This window comes from Micromonospora sp. URMC 106 (assembly GCF_051386395.1).
GTDB lineage: Bacteria > Actinomycetota > Actinomycetes > Mycobacteriales > Micromonosporaceae > Micromonospora.
Genome location: NZ_JBPQTP010000125.1, coordinates 1 through 19,004 on the forward strand (window position 1 = coordinate 1; position 19,004 = coordinate 19,004).

12 protein-coding genes and 1 pseudogene are annotated in these 19,004 nt (G+C 75.8%); 10 read left to right on the forward strand and 3 right to left on the reverse strand.

All coding sequences use genetic code 11. From position 1 onward, the window contains the following. Together ACSNOB_RS27605 and ACSNOB_RS27610 are read left to right on the forward strand one after the other, a co-directional pair. Window positions 1–598 (forward strand): SIMPL domain-containing protein (locus ACSNOB_RS27605; RefSeq protein ID WP_436689772.1); only part of this gene is annotated, 598 nt, incomplete at its 5' end. Further along, entirely contained in the window at window positions 598–1,269 is a 672-nt protein-coding gene (locus ACSNOB_RS27610) for a nucleoside/nucleotide kinase family protein (RefSeq protein ID WP_436689774.1), read from the forward strand. The genes ACSNOB_RS27605 and ACSNOB_RS27610, both read left to right, overlap by 1 nt. 42 nt (window positions 1,270–1,311) lie before the next feature. Here ACSNOB_RS27610 and ACSNOB_RS27615 read toward each other — a convergent pair whose 3' ends face one another. Continuing rightward, window positions 1,312–1,869 (reverse strand): sugar O-acetyltransferase, encoded by a 558-nt coding sequence (locus ACSNOB_RS27615; RefSeq protein ID WP_436689776.1) that lies wholly within the window; start codon window positions 1,867–1,869, stop codon window positions 1,312–1,314. A 161-nt stretch (window positions 1,870–2,030) separates the two neighbouring features. On the opposite strand from ACSNOB_RS27615, the gene ACSNOB_RS27620 reads away from it, so the two are divergent. Next, on the forward strand, window positions 2,031–5,345 hold the full coding sequence (locus ACSNOB_RS27620; protein WP_436689778.1) for a S8 family serine peptidase: 3,315 nt from the start codon (window positions 2,031–2,033) through the stop codon (window positions 5,343–5,345). Between the two features lie 51 nt (window positions 5,346–5,396). Here ACSNOB_RS27620 and dapD read toward each other — a convergent pair whose 3' ends face one another. After that, complete coding sequence (gene dapD / locus ACSNOB_RS27625; RefSeq protein WP_436689780.1) at window positions 5,397–6,353, reverse strand: 2,3,4,5-tetrahydropyridine-2,6-dicarboxylate N-succinyltransferase; 957 nt, start codon at window positions 6,351–6,353, stop codon at window positions 5,397–5,399. A gap of 126 nt (window positions 6,354–6,479) precedes the next feature. Between dapD and dapE the strand changes: the two genes are divergently transcribed. Continuing rightward, on the forward strand, window positions 6,480–7,553 hold the full coding sequence (gene dapE, locus ACSNOB_RS27630; protein ID WP_436689782.1) for a succinyl-diaminopimelate desuccinylase: 1,074 nt from the start codon (window positions 6,480–6,482) through the stop codon (window positions 7,551–7,553). Window positions 7,554–7,717: 164 nt separating this feature from the next. Here dapE and ACSNOB_RS27635 read toward each other — a convergent pair whose 3' ends face one another. Beyond that, a complete protein-coding gene (locus ACSNOB_RS27635) occupies window positions 7,718–7,882 on the reverse strand; it encodes a hypothetical protein (protein WP_350703867.1) in 165 nt (54 codons plus the stop codon). Window positions 7,883–8,036: 154 nt separating this feature from the next. Here ACSNOB_RS27635 and ACSNOB_RS27640 point away from each other — a divergent pair. The 6 genes and pseudogenes from ACSNOB_RS27640 to ACSNOB_RS27665 all read left to right on the forward strand — a co-directional run. After that, window positions 8,037–8,876, forward strand: a pseudogene (locus tag ACSNOB_RS27640) (TIGR00730 family Rossman fold protein); the annotation flags it as partial. Between the two features lie 129 nt (window positions 8,877–9,005). Then, complete coding sequence (locus tag ACSNOB_RS27645; protein ID WP_436689784.1) at window positions 9,006–9,551, forward strand: TIGR00730 family Rossman fold protein; 546 nt, start codon at window positions 9,006–9,008, stop codon at window positions 9,549–9,551. Window positions 9,552–9,751: 200 nt separating this feature from the next. Beyond that, window positions 9,752–13,303: an ATP-dependent helicase gene (locus tag ACSNOB_RS27650; RefSeq protein WP_436689786.1), complete on the forward strand. Its 3,552-nt coding sequence runs from the start codon at window positions 9,752–9,754 to the stop codon at window positions 13,301–13,303. Between the two features lie 104 nt (window positions 13,304–13,407). Next, window positions 13,408–17,076, forward strand: coding sequence for a UvrD-helicase domain-containing protein (locus ACSNOB_RS27655; RefSeq protein WP_436689788.1), 3,669 nt, complete (start codon window positions 13,408–13,410; stop codon window positions 17,074–17,076). Window positions 17,077–17,281: 205 nt separating this feature from the next. After that, window positions 17,282–17,485 carry a transcription antiterminator/RNA stability regulator CspE gene (gene cspE, locus ACSNOB_RS27660; RefSeq protein ID WP_007464836.1) on the forward strand — a complete coding sequence of 68 codons (204 nt, stop codon included), beginning with the start codon at window positions 17,282–17,284 and terminating at the stop codon, window positions 17,483–17,485. Window positions 17,486–17,708: 223 nt separating this feature from the next. After that, window positions 17,709–19,004, forward strand: a 1,296-nt coding sequence (locus ACSNOB_RS27665; protein WP_436689790.1) for a DEAD/DEAH box helicase, incomplete at its 3' end; no start/stop codon positions are given.

Consider the following 19,004-nt stretch of genomic DNA (forward strand, 5'->3'; position numbering starts at 1 on the left):
CGCGCCGGAGATCGCGCAGTTCACGGTGACCGCGACGGCGCGCGACCGGGACCGGGAGGCCACCCTGACCCGGCTGGCCGAGCGGGCCGCCGCCGTCCGGGTGCTGCTGGACGGCTACGGCGCCGCGATCGACCGGCGCGAGACCGGCGAGCTGCGGGTCCGGCCGGAGACCAGGCGCTCCGGCGAGCGCGTGATCGCGTACCACGGCAGCGTGGCCACCACCGTGACGGTCAGCGACTTCACCGCGCTGGGCGACCTGATGCTGCGCCTGGCCGACCAGGACCAGGTCGAGGTGGCCGGGCCGTGGTGGTCGCTGCGGCCGGACAGCCCGGCCCACCGCGAGGCCCGGCACGCCGCGATCGCCGACGCGCTGCTGCGCGCCCGCGAGTACGCGGAGGCGCTCGGTGCCCGGGTGACCGCCCTGATCGAGCTGGCCGACGCGGGCGCGGCGGAACGGCCGATGATGAGCCGCATGGCGTACGGGATGGGCGGCGGTGCCGAGAGCGGGCCGCCCGAGCTGGAGCTCGACCCGCAGCCGCAGACCGTGCAGGCGGCGGTGCACGCGCGGTTCGCGATCAGCGAGCCGGTGCTCGACTGATGGAGACCGCCCGGGTCGTCGGGGTCGACGAGCTGGTGGCGCGGGCGCGCGCCCTCGCCGACGCCGGCCCGCGGCAACTGCTCGGCATCGCGGGGGCGCCCGGCGCGGGCAAGTCCACGCTGGCGGAGCGGATCGTCGAGGCGGTCGGCCCGGCGGCCCGGCTGGTGCCGATGGACGGCTTCCACCTCGCCCAGGCCGAGCTGCGCCGGTTGGGCCGGGCCGAGCGCAAGGGCGCCATCGACACGTTCGACGCCAACGGCTACGTCTCGATGCTGCGGCGCCTGCGCCGGCTGGAGCCGACCGCGGTCTACGCGCCGGCGTTCCGCCGGGACCTGGAGGAGCCGGTGGCCGGGTCGATCGAGGTGCCGCCGTCGGTGCGGCTGGTGGTCACCGAGGGCAACTACCTGCTGGTGACCGCGACGCCCTGGGACGAGGTGCGGCAGTTGCTGCACGAGACGTGGTTCCTGGACCTGGACGCCGAGCTGAGGCTGCGCCGGCTGACCGCCCGGCACCAGGCGTACGGGCGGTCGGCGGAGCAGGCCCGGGCGTGGGCGACGGGCAGCGACGAGACCAACGCCGCCCTGGTGGCCGGCACCGCGCACCGCGCCGACCTGGTCGTCCGGCTGGACGAGCCGCCGCCCGTCGGGGCGGGCCGGTCCACCGGCGACTGAGCCGGGCGGACCGGACGGCGGCTCACCGGGGCCTGACCGAGGTCAGTCGAGCTGTCGTACGACGCGGGCCGGGTTGCCCAGCGCGACGACGTTGGCCGGCAGGTCCCTCGTCACGACGGCGCCCGCGCCGACGACGGTGTTCTCCCCGACGGTGACGCCGGCGAGCACGATCGCCCCGCCGCCGAGCCAGACGTTGTCGCCGATGGTGATCGGCTTGGCCGCCTCCCACTTGTCGCGGCGCGGTCCGGGCTCGACGGGGTGGGTGGGGGTGAGCAGCTGCACGTTCGGTCCGATCTGGACGTCCGCGCCGATGGTGATCGGGGCGACGTCGAGGAAGACCGCGTTGAAGTTGACGAAGCTGCGCGGCCCGATCCGGATCTGCGAGCCGTAGTCGCAGTGGAAGGGCGGCCGCACCCAGGTGTCCTCGCCCACCTCGCCGAGCAGGTCGCGCAGGGCCGCGAGTCGGCCCTCGGGGTCGGCCGCGGAGCTGGTGTTGAAGCGTTCCATCAGCCGCGCCGCCCGGTCCAGGTCGGCGACGATCTCCGGCTCGTTGGCGATGTACGGCTCGCCGGCCAGCATGCGTTCCTTCATGGAGGTCACCGGTCGATCATGCCGAACGGCCGGTCCGTCCGTTGGCTGGTCCGTCATCTTCTGGACTTCATTATGCATACCGAGTATGTAAACATGATGACCGTCAATGCACGTCTCTCCCACAGGTAGTAACGCCCGACGAGGAGGATCCGTTGCAGCGAAGAAGAACAATGGTCGGTCTCGGCCTGGTGCTCGGTCTGGTGCTCGGCACCCCCGGGATGGCGGTCGCCCAGGCACCCACCGGGCCCGCCGCCCGTCCGGACGCGACCGCCGGCCCGGGAGCGGCCCCGCCGGCCCCCACGGCGGACAGGCGCTCCACCACGGTCACCCTGCTCACCGGGGACCGGGTCACCGTCACCGACGCCGGGGCGAGCGTGCGTCCCGCGCCGGGGCGCGAGAAGATCCGTTTCCTGACCCGGCGGGAGCGCGGCCACCTCTCCGTCGTGCCGCAGGACGCCGTGGCGTTGGTCCGGGCCGGCCGGGTCGACCGGCGGCTGTTCGACGTCACCGAGCTGATCGCCGCCGGCTACGACGACGCCCGGCGCGACGACCTGCCCGTGCTCATCACCGGCGGGGCCGGCGCCGCCCGGCGCGCGGCCGTGCCGGGCGGGGTGCGGGTCACCCGCGAACTGCCCGCCGTCGGCGGGGTCGCCGCCACGGCGGCCAAGCGGCGGGCCGGTGAGGTCTGGGCGGCGATCACCGCCGCCGGCACGAGAGTCGGCGCGGCGGGGGGTGTCGACCGGATCTGGCTCGACGGCCGGCGGCGGATCACCCTCGACCGCAGCGTGCCGCAGATCGGCGCGCCGGCGGCCCACCAGGCCGGCTTCACCGGCCGGGGCGTGCGGGTGGCCGTGCTGGACACCGGGTTGGACGCCACGCACCCGGATCTGGCCGGCCGGGTGGCGCAGGCGCGCAACTTCACCGAGGAGGCCGCGCCCGGCGACGTGGTCGGGCACGGCACCCACGTCGCGTCGATCGTCGCTGGCAGCGGCGCCGCCTCCGGCGGCCGGCACCGCGGCGTGGCCCCGGACGCGACGCTGCTGGACGGGAAGGTCTGCGAGACCGCCGGATGCCCCGAGTCGGCGATCCTGGCCGGGATGCAGTGGGCCGCGGTGGAGCAGCGAGCCGACGTGATCAACCTGAGTCTCGGCGGCTTCGACACCCCCGAGGTCGACCCGCTGGAGGAGGCCGTCAACGCGCTCACCGCGCAGACCGGCGCGCTCTTCGTGATCAGCGCCGGCAACGACGGCGGGTTCGCGCCCGTCAGTTCGCCCAGCAGCGCCGACGCCGCGCTCTCGGTGGGCGCCGTCGACCGGGACGACAGCCTCGCCGACTTCTCCAGCCGCGGCCCCCGCACGGGTGACGACGCCCTCAAGCCCGACATCACCGCCCCCGGTGTGGGGATCGTCGCGGCGCGCAGCCGGGACGGGGTGATCGGCGAGCCGGCCGGAGACGGGTACGTGGCCCTGTCCGGCACGTCGATGGCCGCGCCGCACGTCACCGGCGCGGTCGCGCTGCTCGCCCAGCAGCACCCCGACTGGACCGCCGGGCGGCTCAAGGCCACCCTCATGGCCTCGGCGAAGCCGCACCCCGGGCAGACCGGGTACGAGCAGGGGGCCGGGCGGGTCGACGTGGCCCGCGCGGTCACCCAGACGGTGGCCAGCGACCCGGTCAGCGTCTCCTTCGGCCGGACGCTCTGGCCGCACGGCGACGACACCCCGATCACCCGCACGGCGAGCTGGCGCAACGACGGCCCGGCCGCGATCACCCTCGACCTCGCCGTCGAGGCGACCGGCCCGGACGGCAAGCCGGCCCCGGCCGGCGTGTTCACCCTCGGCGCGAGCCGGATCACCGTGCCGGCGGGCGGCACGGCCAGCGCCACCGTCACCGCCGACACCCGCGTCGACGGCCCCGACGGCCACTACACCGGCCGGGTCGTGGCCCGCTCCGGCGCCACCGTGGCCATCACCCCGCTGGCCGTGTACCGGGAGGTGGAGAGCTACACGCTGACCGCCCGGCACCTGGACCGCGCCGGCAAGGCGGCCGGCGAGCACAGCACCACGCTGGTCCCGCTGGACGGCTTCGGCTCGTACGACCTGCACGATCCCGACGGCACCGCCGAGCTGCGGCTGCCCAAGGGGCGGTACGGCCTGGTCAGCACCGTGTACGAGTTCGACGGCGAGGAGTTCGTCGCGGCGACCCGGATCGTCCAGCCGGAGCTGCTGGTGGCCGGGGACACCTCGGTCACCGTCGACGCCCGCCGGGCCGGGCCGGTGCGGATGACCGTGCCGCGGCGCTCGGCCACCCCGGCACTGGTCACCATCGGGGCGGACTTCGTCGTCGACCAGGGCAGCCACGGCTTCACCCTGCTGTCCGACAACTTCGACGGGCTCTACGTCGGCGGCCTCGGGCAGCCGGTGCCCGGGGACCGGTTCCTCGCCACGGTGAGCAGCCAGTGGGCCGACCGGGAGGCGGGGAGCAGCCCCTACCTCTACGCGCTCAGCGAGGCGGTGCCCGGCCGGATGCCGGCCGGCTTCGTCCGGCACTACCGGGCGAGGGACCTGGCCACCGTCACCCACCGGTTCAACGGCGGCAGTCCCGGGCTGGGCGCCGAGCGCGCCGTCTTCCCGCACCATGACCCGGGCGGTTTCACGTGGGCGATCGGCCTGCCCACCGCGACCCCCGGCCAGCGGGTCGAGCACCACAACACCCGGGGTGTGCGCTGGTCGTCCGAGCTGCTCTTCGGGCCGGCCGAGGACGTCTGGCTCGACCTCAAGGCGATGCTGTTCTCCGAGGAGCGGAGCCTGCGGGCCGGGCGGCACTACCGGGAGAGTTGGAACAGCGCGCCGTACGGGCCGTCGTTCCCGGAGGCCGGGATCATCCGGCGGGGCGACCGCATCGGGGTGAGCCTGCCGGTGCACAGCGACGCCGAGGGGCACCCCGGCGGCTCGGTCGCCGACACCGCCCGCACCGCCCTCTACCGCGACGGGGTGCTGGTCGGGGAGGCGCCCGACCCGGGATACGGCGAGTTCGAGGTGCCGCCGGGCGCGGCCGACTACCGGCTGGAGGTGCTGTCGAAGCGGAGCTTCACGGACCTCTCCACCGAGGTGGCCGCCACGTGGACGTTCCGGTCCCGGCACGTCGCCGGGGACGACCCGGCCGCGCTGCCGGCGTCGGTGATCCGGTTCACGCCCCGGCTCGACCGGGAGAACGCCGCCCCGGCGGGCCGGAGCTTCGCGATCCCGGTCCAGGTGCGGCGGCAGCCGGGCGCACCCTCGGCCCGGGTCGCCGCGCTGACCGTCGACGTCTCCTACGACGGCGGGAAGACCTGGCAGCCGGCCCGGGTCCGCTCCGGCGGAGACGGCTGGACGGCCACCGTACGGCACCCCGCCGGCCCCGGACACGTCTCGCTGCGGGCCACCGCCCGGGACACCGCCGGCAACACGGTCACCCAGCGCGTCATCCAGGCGTACCGCCTGCGGTGAGGCGTACCCCCGTCGGGTCCGCGGCCGACCGCGGACCCGACGGGGCGACCGTCAGTCGTTGGCGTGCAGCGCGGCGTTCAGCTCGATGCCCCGACCGCTGCGCTGCCTCGCCTCCAGCGCGCCGGTGACCGAGTTGCGCCAGAACAGCAGGCCGTCCACCCCGGACAGCTCGCGGGCCTTGACCACCCGGCCGTCCGGCAGGGTGATCTTGGAGGCGGCGGTGATGTAGCAGCCCGCCTCGACCACGCAGTCGTCGCCGAGGGAGACGCCCACGCCCGCGTTCGCGCCGATCAGGCTGCGCTCGCCGATGCGGACCTTCTCCGTGCCGCCGCCGGAGAGGGTGCCCATGATCGAGGCGCCGCCGCCGATGTCGGAGCCGTCGCCGACCACCACGCCCTGCACGATCCGCCCCTCGACCATCGAGGTGCCCAGCGTGCCGGCGTTGAAGTTGACGAAGCCCTCGTGCATCACGGTGGTGCCGGCGGCCAGGTGCGCGCCGAGCCGCACCCGGTCGGCGTCGGCGATCCGCACGCCGGAGGGCACCACGTAGTCGGTCATCCGGGGGAACTTGTCCACCCCGTACACGGCCAGGTGGCGGCCGGCGGCCCGCTCGATGACCCGCAGCTCGTCCACCCGCTCTGGCGGGCACGGCCCGGCGGAGGTCCAGGCCACGTTCGCCAGCTTGCCGAAGATGCCGTCGAGGTTGAGCTCGTTGGGCCGCACCAGGCGGTGGGAGAGCAGGTGCAGCCGCAGGTACGCGTCCGCGGCGTCCTTGATCGGGTCGTCCAGCGAGCCGATCACGGTGACCACCTGGACGGTACGCAGCCCGGGCAGCGCCCGGTCGCCGACCGCTCCCGGCGGCAGGTCCAGCACGTCCGCCTCGTCCTCGCCGGCGACCAGCGGCAGCTCGCCGAGCCCCAGCTTGCCGGTCGGATACCAGGTGTCGAGCACCTGGTCGTCAGCGGTCACGGTGGCCAGGCCGATGCCCCAGGCGGATTCGGACGTCACTGATTCACCTCTCGTTCGTGGCTGCGGGTCGCGGCCCGCCGCGCGCCCCCGCGCGGCCGCCTCCACGCGGTCGCCCCGGAACGCTCGCTCCTCGCGCTCACCCGGTCTGACGGTACCGTGCGAACCATGGAGAACCCGCTGACCCCCGAGGTCCTGGCCGATCCGGTGGCGCTGACCCGTGCGCTGGTCGACATAGAGTCCGTGTCCCTCAACGAGAAGGCGATCGCCGACTGCGTGGAGGAGGTGCTGCGGGGCGTGCCGCACCTGACCACCCACCGGCACGGCAACACGGTGATGGCGCGGACCGACCTGGGCCGGGACCAGCGGGTGGTGCTGGCCGGCCACCTGGACACGGTGCCGCTCAACAACAACTTCCCGTCGACCATGCGCGGCGACCTGATGTACGGCTGCGGCACCTCCGACATGAAGTCCGGGGTGGCGTACGCGCTGCACCTGGCGGTGACCCTGCCGGACCCGCGCTACGACGTGACCTACTTCTTCTACGAGGCCGAGGAGATCGAGTCGAAGTACAACGGTCTCTTCCTGGTCGCCGAGGCGCACCCGGAGTGGCTGGAGGCGGACTTCGCGGTGCTGCTTGAGCCGACGTACGGCATCGTCGAGGCAGGCTGCCAGGGCACCATGCGTTCGATCGTCACCACCACCGGCGTACGTGCCCACTCCGCCCGCTCCTGGCACGGCGTGAACGCGATCCACGCGGCGGGCGAGGTGCTCGACCGGCTGGCCCGCTACGAGGCCCGGCGCGTCACCATCGACGGCTGCGACTACCGGGAGGGGATGAACGCGGTCCGCATCCACGGCGGTGTGGCCGGCAACGTGGTGCCGGACCGGTGCGAGATCGAGGTCAACTACCGGTTCGCGCCGGACCGCACCCCGGCCGAGGCGGAGGCGCACCTGCGCGAGGTCTTCGCCGGCTTCGAGGTGCGGGTCACCGACTCCGCCGCCGGCGCCCCGCCCGGGCTGGAGGCGGCCCCGGCCCGGGAGTTCCTCGCGGCGGTCGGCGCCGCGCCGATCGGCAAGCTGGGCTGGACGGACGTCGCCCGGTTCGCGGCGATGGGCGTGCCGGCCCTGAACTTCGGCCCCGGCGACCCGAACCTGGCCCACCACCCCGACGAGCACGTCGAGATCAGCAAGATCCGGGACGGCGCCGCCACGCTGCACCGCTGGCTCGCCTCCGCCTGACGGCCCCCGGCGGGTCGGCCGCGTGCCCGGCCGACCGCCCCCCGCGGTGGCGCGCGCCGGCCGTCCCGGCGGTGCCGGTCCGCATGCGCGACCGGGAGGTCCGTGTCAGCCGAGCGATGCTCGGTGACGTGGACCTCCCGGTCGGCGCCGTGTCGTGGGTGCGGTCAGACGGTGGCGGACGCGTCGGCGGTGGGCCGGGCGTCGGCCGGGCCGCCCTGGTCGGCGGCGGACGGCTCCATCAGGCGGGCGCGGCGGCGCTCGGCCACCACGTCGCGGATGCGGCGCTGCATCTGCCGCCGGATCCGGATCATCTCGCTGTTGCTGATCACGCTGGCTCCTCCCCCGAAGGCGCGTGCCGGGGCATACCCGGTATGTGAATAGTAGACGTCCGGGCGAGCGATTTCGTTGCCCAAGATCCGGAACTAATTTCCGGGCTCCTCGCCCCGCACACCCGACGTGTGCCGCTCCACTACGGTTGCTCCCATGGGTCAGAGCAACGGGCGGGAGGCCGGCCGCGAGCCGGGACGGGAACGGCACCGGGGCGCCGTGACGCTGCGGCGACAGGCGATCACGGGCAGCACGGCCGACCAGCGCCTGCTCGACTCGCGGGGGCGGGGCGACTGGAAGACCAAGGACGCCTGGCGGGCGCTGCGCATCCTCTCCGAGTTCGTCGAGGGTTTCGACACCCTCGCCGACCTGCCGCCGGCGGTGAGCGTCTTCGGCTCCGCCCGCAGCCGGCCGGAGAGCCCGGAGTGCCGGCTGGCCGAGGCGCTCGGCGCGGCCCTGGCCCGGGCCGGCTACGCGGTGATCACCGGTGGCGGGCCCGGCGTGATGGAGGCGGCCAACCGGGGCGCCAGCGAGGCGGGCGGGCTCTCCGTCGGGCTGGGCATCGAGCTCCCCTTCGAGCAGGGCCTCAACGACTGGGTCGACCTGGCCATCGACTTCCGCTACTTCTTCGCCCGCAAGACGATGTTCGTCAAGTACGCGCAGGCATTCGTCGTGCTGCCCGGCGGCTTCGGCACGATGGACGAGCTCTTCGAGGCGCTCACCCTCGTGCAGACCGGCAAGGTCACCCGGTTCCCCGTGGTGCTGATGGGCGCGGACTACTGGCGTGGCCTGCTCGACTGGCTGCGCGACACCATGGCCGCCGACGGCAAGATCGGGTCGGTCGACCTGGAGCTGATCTGCGTGACCGACGAGGTCGACGCGGCCGTCCGGCACATCGTGGAGGCCGAGGCCGCGCTCTCCGCCGAGCAGGAGGCGGTCCGCGAGGAGGCCGTCGCGGTCACCGCCTCCGAGCAGCAGGCCGCCGCCGCGGCCGGGTCGGCGAACGGCGCCCGGTCGGCCGGCCGGGCCGACGTGCCCGGCGGCGGTGGGCCGGGCGGCGGTGCCTCCGGCGGGTCCACCGCCGGGCCGCGCCGGGCGGGCGACGAGGGCCGGGAGCGCTGAGGCATGGCGGCCATCTGCGTGTTCTGCGCCTCCTCCCGCACGCTCGACCGGCGCTGGCTGGACCTGGCGGCCGAGACGGGCGCGGAAATCGCCCGGCGCGGGCACACGCTGGTCAGCGGCGGCGGGTGCGTCGGCATGATGGGCGCGCTGGCCGACGGGGCCCGGGCGGCCGGCGGGCGGACGATCGGGGTGATCCCGCAGTCGCTGGTCGACCTGGAGGTCGCCGACCTGGCGTCGGACGAGCTGCTCGTCACCGACTCGATGGCCAGCCGCAAGACCCTCATGATCGACAAATCGGACGCGTTCCTCACCCTGCCCGGCGGTCTCGGCACGCTCGACGAGCTGTTCGAGGTCTGGACGACCGCGACGCTCGCCCTGCACGCCAAGCCGATGGTGCTGGTCGACACCGACGGCTTCTACCGCCCGATGCTCGACTGGCTGGGCGCCCTGGCCGACCAGACCTTCCTCAAGCCCGCCGGGCTGGACCTGCTCACCGTCGCCGACACGGTTTCCGCCGCCCTGGACATCCTGGAACTCGACCTCGCCTGACCTGACCCGCCCCACCCTGCCGCGACCGCCCGGTCCTATCGCGATTTTGCACTTGTGGCCCCTTTCTTGCCCCTTTCATGGGCCTTCGTCGGGGCGGAAAGTGCAAGATCGCGAGAGGGAGGGCGGGACGGTGGCTCGGTGCCGTGCGTGGGGCGGGGTGGCGGGGCGGAGGTGTCGTACAGGCGTGGTGGGATGAGGAGATGCAGGCGTACCGGCTGGTGCGCCGGCCCGCCGAGGCGGCCCGGGGGGACGGGCGGTCCGGCGGGCCGGCCGAGGTCGAGCGGCGGTCCGGGGGGCCGGCCGGCGATGACGCGCACCGTGGGGCGGCTCGGCTGACCGACCCGCGCCAGGCGGAGGTCGTCGCGCACACCGACGGGCCGATGCTGGTGCTCGGCGGTCCCGGCACGGGCAAGACCAGCACCCTCGTCGAGGCGGTCGCCGCGCGGGTGGCCGAGGGCGTCGACCCGGAGCGGATCCTGGTGCTCACCTTCGGCCGCCGGGGCGCCACCGCGCTGCGCCGGCGGATCGAGGCCCGGGCGGCCGGCGGCGGGCGCCGGGTGCTGCGCGAGCCGCTGGTGCGCACCTTCCCGGCGTACGCCTTCGGGCTGCTGCGCCGCGCGGCGGCCGAGCGGGGCGAGCCGTCCCCCCGGCTGCTCACCGGCCCGGAGCAGGATCTGATCATCCGCGAGCTGCTCGACGTCGTCGGCGAGGAACCGGGCGACGACCCGGTCGGCTGGCCGGAGGACCTGCGCCCCGCGCTGCGCACCCGGGCCTTCGCGGCGCAGCTGCGCGACCTGCTGATGCGCGCCGCCGAGCGCGGCGTCGGCCCGGTGGAGCTGGCCCGGCTGGGTGAGAAGCTCGGTCGCGCCGACTGGCCGGCCGCCGCGCGCTTCCTCCGGGAGTACGTGGCCGTGCTCGCCCTGCGCGACGTCAGCAACCGCGGCTCCGTCGCGTACGACCCGGCCGAGCTGGTCCGGGCCGCCACCGGGATGCTGCTCGACGACCCCGAGCTGCTCGCGGCCGAGCGCCGCCGGCTGGCGTACGTCTACGTCGACGAGCTGGCCGACACCGACCCCGCCCAGCAGGAGCTGCTCGCGACGGTGGCCGGCGGCGGCAAGCCCCTGGTCGCGTTCGCCGACCCGGATTCGTCCACGTACGCCTTCCGCGGCGCGGACCCGGCGGTGGTGACCACGTTCGCGCACCACTTCCGCACCGCCTCCGGGGCGCCCGCCGCGCAGGTGGTGCTGACCACCTCCTACCGGGCCGGGCCCCGACTGCTCGCCGCGGCCGGCCGGCTGGCCCGGCGGCTGCGCGGCCCGGCCGCGCACCGCAGGTTGCACCCGCTGCCCGACGCGCCGCCCGGCTCGGTGGAGGTGCGCACCTTCCGCTCGGCCACCAGCGAGGCGGCCTGGCTGGCCCACGCGCTGCGTGAGGCGCACCTGCTCGGCGGCGTGCCGTGGTCGGAGATGGCCGTGCTGGTGCGCTCCACCGGGCGGCAACTGCCCTCGCTGCAACGCGCGCTGCACGCCGCCGGGGTGCCCACCGTGGTGCACGGGGAGGACCTGCCGCTGCACCTGCAACCGGCGGTCGCGCCGCTGCTGCTCCTGCTGCGCTGCGCGCTGGAGCCCGAGCGGCTCGACGAGGAGGCCGCTGTCGCGCTGCTGCACTCGCCGCTCGGCGGCGCCGATCCGCTGGCCGAGCGGCGGCTGCGGCAGGGCCTGCGCGCCCTGGCCCTGGCCGCCGGCGACCGCCGCCCCTCCGGCGAGCTGATCGTCGAGGCGCTGCGAGACCCGGCCGAGCTGGCCGGGATCGAGCGGCGCTGGGCCGAGCCGGCGCAGACGGTGGCCGGTCTGCTGGCCGTCGCCCGGGAGACCGCCGCCCGGCCCGGCGCCACGGCGGAGGACGTGCTCTGGGCGGTGTGGCGGGCCAGCGGGCTGGCCGAGCTGTGGTCCGCGGCGATCGGCCGGGGCCAGACCGTGACCGGCGAGGGGGACGTGGCCCGGCGCCGCCGCGCCGAGGCCGCCGACCGGGACCTCGACGCCGTGATGGTGCTCTTCGACGCGGCGGCCCGGTTCACCGACCGGCTGCCCGGTGCGCGCACCGAGGTCTTCCTCGACCACGTCCTCAACCAGGACCTGCCGGCCGACACCCTCGCCCCGACCGCCGACCGGGGCGAGGCGGTCCGGCTGCTCACCGCGCACGCCGCGAAGGGGCTGGAGTGGGATCTGGTGGCGGTGGCCGGGGTGCAGGAGGGCGTCTGGCCCGACCTGCGGCTGCGCGGCAGCCTGCTCGGCTCCGAGCGGCTGGTCGACGTGCTGGCCGGCCGGGCCGCCGGCGCCGGCACGGTGGCCACCCTGGTCGGGCAGACGTCGGCGCTGCTCGACGAGGAGCGGCGGCTGTTCCACGTGGCCGTCACCCGGGCCCGGCACCGGCTGCTGGTGAGCGCGGTCGCCTCCGCCGCGGTGGGCGGCGACGACCACGAGGAACAGCCGAGCCGCTTCCTCTACGAGCTGGGCCCGACCGACCCGCCCCCGCCGGACGACGACGCACCGCCGCCCCCGGCCGGCCCGGACGGCGCGGGGCCGACCCCGGCGGAACCGACCCCGGGCGGAGACCCGACGGCGGTGACCCCGGACGGGTCGGGCGGCGACCGGCCGAGGGCCGGGGCGGTGGCGGAGCGGCCGGGCGACGGCGGGGCCGCGGCGGCCGAGGAGGAGCCCGACCGGCCGAGGACGTTGCCGGTGAGCCGGCCACCCCGCGCGCTCACCCTGCCGGCGCTGGTGGCGGAGCTGCGTACCGCCGTCAGCGACCCGGCCGCGTCCTACGCCCGGCGGCAGGCGGCGGCGGCCGAGTTGGCCCGCCTCGCCGCCGCCGGGGTGGCCGGCGCGCACCCGGACGACTGGTGGGGCCTGCGGCAGCTCTCCGACGACCGGCCGCTGGTCGAGGAGGGGGAGCCGGTCCGGGTCACCCCGTCCGGCATGGAGAGCGCGCTGCGGTGCAGCCTGCGCTGGCTGCTGGAGCGGCACGGCGGCAGCGCCCCGGCCAGCGCCGCCCAGGGGGTCGGCAACCTGGTGCACGCCGCGGCGATGCTCGCCGAGGACGCCAGCGTCGACCGGGGCGCGCTGCTGGACTACGTCTCCGCCCGGTTCGACGCGATCGAGCTGGCCGCCCGCTGGATGGTCGGCCCGGAGCGCGTCCGCGCCGAGGCGATGGTCGACAAGCTGCTGCGCTGGCTCGCGGCCAACCCGCGCCGGCTGCTCGCCATCGAGCACGAGTTCGCGGTCCGCCTGGACGACCCGCACCGGCCGGTCGAGCTGGCCGGCCGGGTGGACCGGCTGGAGGTCGACGCCGACGGCCGGCTGGTCGTGATCGACCTGAAGACCGGCAAGTCCACCGCGGTCACCGCGAACGACCTCGCCGAGCACCCGCAGCTCGGCGCGTACCAGGCGGCGGTGGAGGCGGGGGCGTTCGCCGAGTTCGGCGAGGAGTCCGGCGGGGCGGCGCTGGTGCAGCTCGGCACCGGGGCGAAGGACGCGAAGGAGCAGAGCCAGCCGCCGGCCGGGGAGGGCCCGGAGGCCGGCTGGGCGACCGCGCTGGTGCGGCGCACCGCCGATACGATGGCCGCCGCCACCTTCGCCGCGGTCGCCAACTCCAAGTGCCGGGTCTGCCCGGTGCGGACGAGCTGCCCGGTGTCCGGGCAGGGCCGCCAGGTGGTCGAGCCCCCGACCGTCCGTCCGCCGGAGCACCCGTGAGCGCGAGGAGTGAGCTTGCGAGCCCCGCAGTCGCGAACCGAGACGGCACCGTGAGCGCGAGGAGTGAGCTTGCGAGCCCCGCAGTCGCGAACTGAGGCCGTGCGGTGACCCAGCCCGCCCTGTTCAGCACGGCGACCCCGGCGCCCCGGGTGGCCGACGCCGGCCCCCGGTACACACCGGTGGAGCTGGCGAAGCTGCTGCGGCTGCCGGCGCCCACCCGGGAACAGGCGGCCATCATCGCCGCGCCCGTGGAGCCGCTGCTGGTGGTCGCGGGCGCCGGGTCCGGCAAGACCGAGACGATGGCCGCCCGGGTGGTCTGGCTGGTCGCCAACTCGTACGTGCGGCCGGAGCAGGTGCTCGGGCTCACCTTCACCCGCAAGGCCGCCGGGGAGCTGGCGCACCGGGTGCGTACCCGGCTCGACCAGTTGGTGCGGCGGCTCGGGCGGCGGGGGCGGGATCCGCTCGACGACCCGCTGGCCGGGGAGCCGACCGTCTCCACCTACCACTCGTACGCCGGCCGGATCGTCACCGAGCACGGGCTGCGGGCCGGCTACGAGCCGTCCACCCGGCTGCTCACCGAGGCGTCCCGCTGGCAACTGGTCGACCTGCTGGTGCGCAACTACGACGGCGACATGTCCGAGGTGGACCGGATGCCGAGCACGGTCACCGACGCGGTGCTGGCGCTCGCCGGCGAGTTGGACGAGCACCTGGTCGACCCGGACGAGCTGGCCGCCTGGACGGGCCGGTTCTTCGCCGAGGTGCAGGCCCGACCCGGCCGGGTCTACGCGGACGTGCGCAAGGCCCTCGCCCTCCAGCAGACCCGGCTGAAGCTCCTGCCGCTGGTGCGCGCGTACGCCCGCCGCAAGGAGGACTTCGAGGCGATGGACTTCGCCGACCAGCTCGCCCGGGCGGCCCGGGTGGCGCGGGACCACCCCGGGGTCGGCGCGATCGAGCGGGACCGCTACCGGGTGGTGCTGCTGGACGAGTACCAGGACACCAGCCACGCCCAGGTGGTGCTGCTCAACGCGCTCTTCGGCGGCGGGCACCCGGTGACGGCGGTCGGCGACCCGTGCCAGTCGATCTACGGGTGGCGTGGGGCGAGCGCCGGCACGCTGGACCGCTTCCCCGCCGAGTTCGCCCGCGCCGACGGCACGCCGGCCGAGGTGCTCGGCCTCACCACGAGCTGGCGCAACCGGCCGGAGATCCTCGGCGTCGCCAACGCCCTGGCCACCCCGCTGCGGGCCGCCGGCGCCCGGGTGCCGGAGCTGCGTGCCGCGATGAGCGTGAAGGACCCGGTGCCGCACCGCAGCGCCCGCGGCGCCGCCGGCGGCACCGTCCACTGCGCCCTGCTTCCGACGTACGCCGACGAGGCCGACTGGATCGCCGACAGCGTGCTGCACGCGTGGCGCGGCGCGGCCGGCATGCCCGGCGCGCTGCCCGAGCACATCCCGGTGCCGCTGCGGCCGACGACGGCCGTGCTCGTGCGGTTGCGCAGCCAGATCCCGGCGATCGAGTCGGCGCTGCGCGAGCGCGGCCTGCCCGTCGAGGTGGTCGGCCTGGGCGGCCTGCTGGACACCCCCGAGGTGCGGGACGTGGTGTGCACGTTGCGGGTGCTGGCCGACCCGACGGACGGGGCCGCGCTGCTGCGGCTGCTGACCGGGGCGCGCTGGCGGATCGGGCCCCGTGACCTGGTGGCCCTGCACCGCCGGGCGAAGGCCATCGCCGCGGCCCGGCGGAAGCTCGCCGACGACGGCAACCCGGAGATCACCCCCGACCTGCTCGACGAGGCGACGCTGGTCGAGGCGCTGGCCGACCTCGGCCCGGCGCAGGCGTACTCGGCGGAGGGGTACGCCCGGCTGCGCGCGTACGCCCGGGAGCTGGGGCTGCTGCGCTATCGGCTGGACCAGTCCCTGCCGGAGCTGATCGCGGACATCGAGCGGACGATCGGCCTGGACGTGGAGGTGGCCGTGCGGGCCGGTCGGGACGGCGCCGGGGACGCCGGCCTGGCCCGGGGTCACCTGGACGCGCTCGGCGACGTCGCCGCCCGGTTCAGCGGGGAGACGCCGGGCGCCACCCTGTCGGGCTTCCTGGCCTACCTCGCCGCCGCCGAGGACGAGGAGCGCGGTCTCAGCCCGGGCGAGGTGGAGGTGGTCGAGGGCGCGGTGCAGATCCTCACCGCCCACGCCGCCAAGGGCCTGGAGTGGGACGTGGTGGCGGTGGCCGGGCTGAGCCGGGGCGTGTGGCCGGGGCCGGTGCGCAACTCCGACCACTGGCTGGGCGGGCTCGGCGTGCTGCCGTTCCCGCTGCGCGGCGACGCCGACGGGCTGCCCGAGCTGGGCCTGGCCGGGGCCGAGGACCAGCGGGGGGTGGCCCGGGCGCTGGAGGACTTCACCGACGCCTGGCGGGCGCACGACGAGCGGGAGGAGCGCCGGCTGGCGTACGTGGCGGTGACCCGGCCCCGTCGGCTGCTGCTCTGCTCCGGCTACTGGTGGGGGGAGGGGACCAAGCGGCCGCGCGGCCCGTCGGTGCTGCTGCGGGAGGTGCACGACGCCTGCCTGGACGGCGGCGCGGGGTACCTCGTCGACGAGTGGGCGCCGGAGCCGCCGGGCGACGCGGTCAACCCGACCACCGAGGTGGTGCTCCGCGCCGAGTGGCCGGCCGACCCGCTGGGCGCCCGCCGTCCGGCGCTGGCGGAGGCGGCCGCCCTGGTCCGCCGCTTCCTGGCCGACGGCGACGCCGCCCGCCGTCCGCCCGCCGAGGGCGCGGGCACCCACCCGTCGGGCGCCGTCGGAGACGCCGCCCACCCGTCGGGCACCGCCGGTGACGCCGCCCACCGGTCTGCCGCCGCCGGTGACGCCGCTCACTCGTCGGGCACCGTCGGTGACGCCGCTCACCGGTCGGCTGCCGCCGGTGACGCCGCTGGCCGTCCGGCTTCCGCCTCCGGCGAGCGGGGCGCGGTCGGCCCTGAGGCGCCCGCCGGGGCGGGCACGGAACGGTCGGCCGGCGTGGACGCGGGCGACACCGCCGGGGAGGGCGTCGATCCGCTGGCCGACGACCCGGACGTCGCGCGGTGGCGGCGGGAGGCCGACCTGCTGCTCGCCGAGCGGGCCGAGCTGACCCGGCAGACCGGCGCGGTCGAGGTGGCGCTGCCGGGGCAGCTCTCGGTGACCCAGCTCGTGGCGCTGCGCCAGGATCCGGCCGCGCTGGCCCGGGCGTTGCGCCGTCCGGTCCCCACCGAGCCCAGCCCGTACGCCCGCCGGGGCACCGCCTTCCACACCTGGCTGGAGCAGCGGTTCGGCGCCGACCGGCTGCTCGACCTGGACGAGTTGCCCGGCGCGGCCGACGCCGACGCCGCGCCCGACGAGGCGCTCGCGGAGCTCCAGGAGCGCTTCCTGGCCAGCGAGTGGGCCGACCGGGTGCCGGTCGAGGTGGAGGTGCCGTTCGCCACGGTGATCGCCGGGGTGGTGGTGCGGGGTCGGATGGACGCGGTCTTCGCCCGCCCGGGTGGGCGGTTCGACGTGGTCGACTGGAAGACGGGCCGGCAGCCCGCCGGCCCCGCCGCCGACGTGGCCGCGGTGCAGCTCGCGGTCTACCGGCTGGCGTGGGCCGAGCTGGCCGGGGTGCCGGTGGAGCGGGTCGGCGCGGCGTTCCACTACGTGCGCGAGGGCGTCACGGTGCGTCCGGCGGACCTGCTCGACGCGGACGGGCTGACCGCGCTGATCACTTCGGTACCGGAAAATCCGGCAGACGGTGGCCATCCGGCGAATCCGTGATAGGTTGGCGGTGTTGCAGTTATGGTTCCCAGAGACTCTGTGTGCGCCTGGAGGATTGTGGCCCAGGCGCTCTTTGTTGTGTCCGGAGTTCTCCGGGCGGGGCGACCAGAAGCGACAAGCGAGCCAGGCAGTTCCGCGTGGCGCGCTCCTCTTCGAGCCCGCAACAAGTGCGGGTTCGACGTTCCGTCAAGGAGACGAAACAAAAATGGCTATTGGCACCGTCAAGTGGTTCAACGCTGACAAGGGCTTCGGCTTCATCACCCCGGACGGCGGCGGCGCCGACGTCTTCGCCCACTTCTCGGCGATCCAGTCCTCCGGCTACCGGAGCCTGGACGAGAACCAGCGGGTCGAGTTCGAGGTGACCCAGGGCCAGAAGGGCCCGCAGGCGGAGAACATCCGCCCGCTCTGATCTTCGGATCTTCGCGTAACACCCACCGCGCCCTCCCGGGCACGGTGACGGGACCGGTCCGCCCCCGCCGTCGACCTGCCGTGCAGGCGGCGGAACGTGGCGGCGGGCCGGCCCGTACCCCTTTCGGTTCGTGCTTGTGAGTCATCCGCGGCCTGGTCCGCCGGTGACAGCGCCGCCTCCGGCGCCCTCCCTCGACACGTGCCGCGTCGAGGAAGGCTTCCGCATGACCACTGTCATTCCGTCGTTCGCCCATACCGGGCTGGCCCCGGCGCTGCTCGCCGAGCTGGCCGCCCAGGGCATCACCGAGCCGTTCCCGATCCAGTCGGCGACCCTGCCGGACTCGCTCGCCGGGCGGGACGTGCTCGGCCGGGGGCGCACCGGCTCCGGCAAGACCCTCGCCTTCGGCCTTCCCGTGCTGTCCCGCACCGCCGGCCGCCGGGCCCGCCCGGGCCGGCCGCTGGCCCTGGTGCTGGTGCCGACCCGGGAGCTGGCGCAGCAGGTCACCACCGCCCTCGACCCGTACGCCCGGGCCGTCGGGCTGCGCTGCGCCACCGTCGTCGGCGGCCTGTCGCTGCAGCGGCAGGCGGACGCCCTGCGCGCGGGCGCCGAGCTGGTCGTGGCCACCCCCGGGCGGCTGCACGACCTGATCAACCGCGGCGACGCCCGGCTCGACCAGGTCGGGATCACCGTGCTCGACGAGGCCGACCAGATGGCCGACATGGGCTTCCTGCCACAGGTGACGAAGCTGCTGGAGCAGGTCGCCCCGGACGGGCAGCGGATGCTCTTCTCGGCCACCCTGGACGGCGGCGTGGACAAGCTGGTCCGTCGCTTCCTCACCGACCCGGTCTCGCACTCGGTCGACCCGGGCACCGCCACCGTCACCGCGATGACCCACCACGTGCTGCACGTCGACGCGGCGGACAAGCCGGCCGCGCTGACCCAGATCGCCGCCCGCGAGGGCCGGACCATCCTGTTCATGGGCACCAAGCACCGCGCCGACCGGGTCGCCCGCCAGCTGCTGGCCAAGGGCGTACGCGCGGCCGCGCTGCACGGCGGCAAGTCGCAGCCGCAGCGCACCCGGATCCTGGAGCAGTTCCGCAACGGGCAGGTGACCGCGCTGGTCGCCACCGACGTGGCGGCCCGGGGCATCCACGTCGACGGGCTGGACCTGGTGGTCAACGTGGACCCGCCCACCGAGGCGAAGGACTACCTGCACCGGGGCGGGCGTACCGCCCGGGCGGGGGAGTCCGGCACGGTGGTCACCCTGGTCCTGCCGGAGCAGCGCCGGGACGTGTCCCGGCTGATGGCCACCGCCGGCATCCGGCCCGAGTCCGTCCAGGTGCGCCCCGGCGACGAGGCGCTGGCCCGGGTGACCGGCGCCCGCGAGCCGTCCGGCGTGCCGGTGACGATCGCCCCGCCCCCGCCGCAGGCCGGCGTCGCGTCGGCCGCCGGAACAGTCGCCGATCGGACGCAACGTCTGCTGATTCCGGACTCAGCCGGCGAAACTGTGCGGCAAATG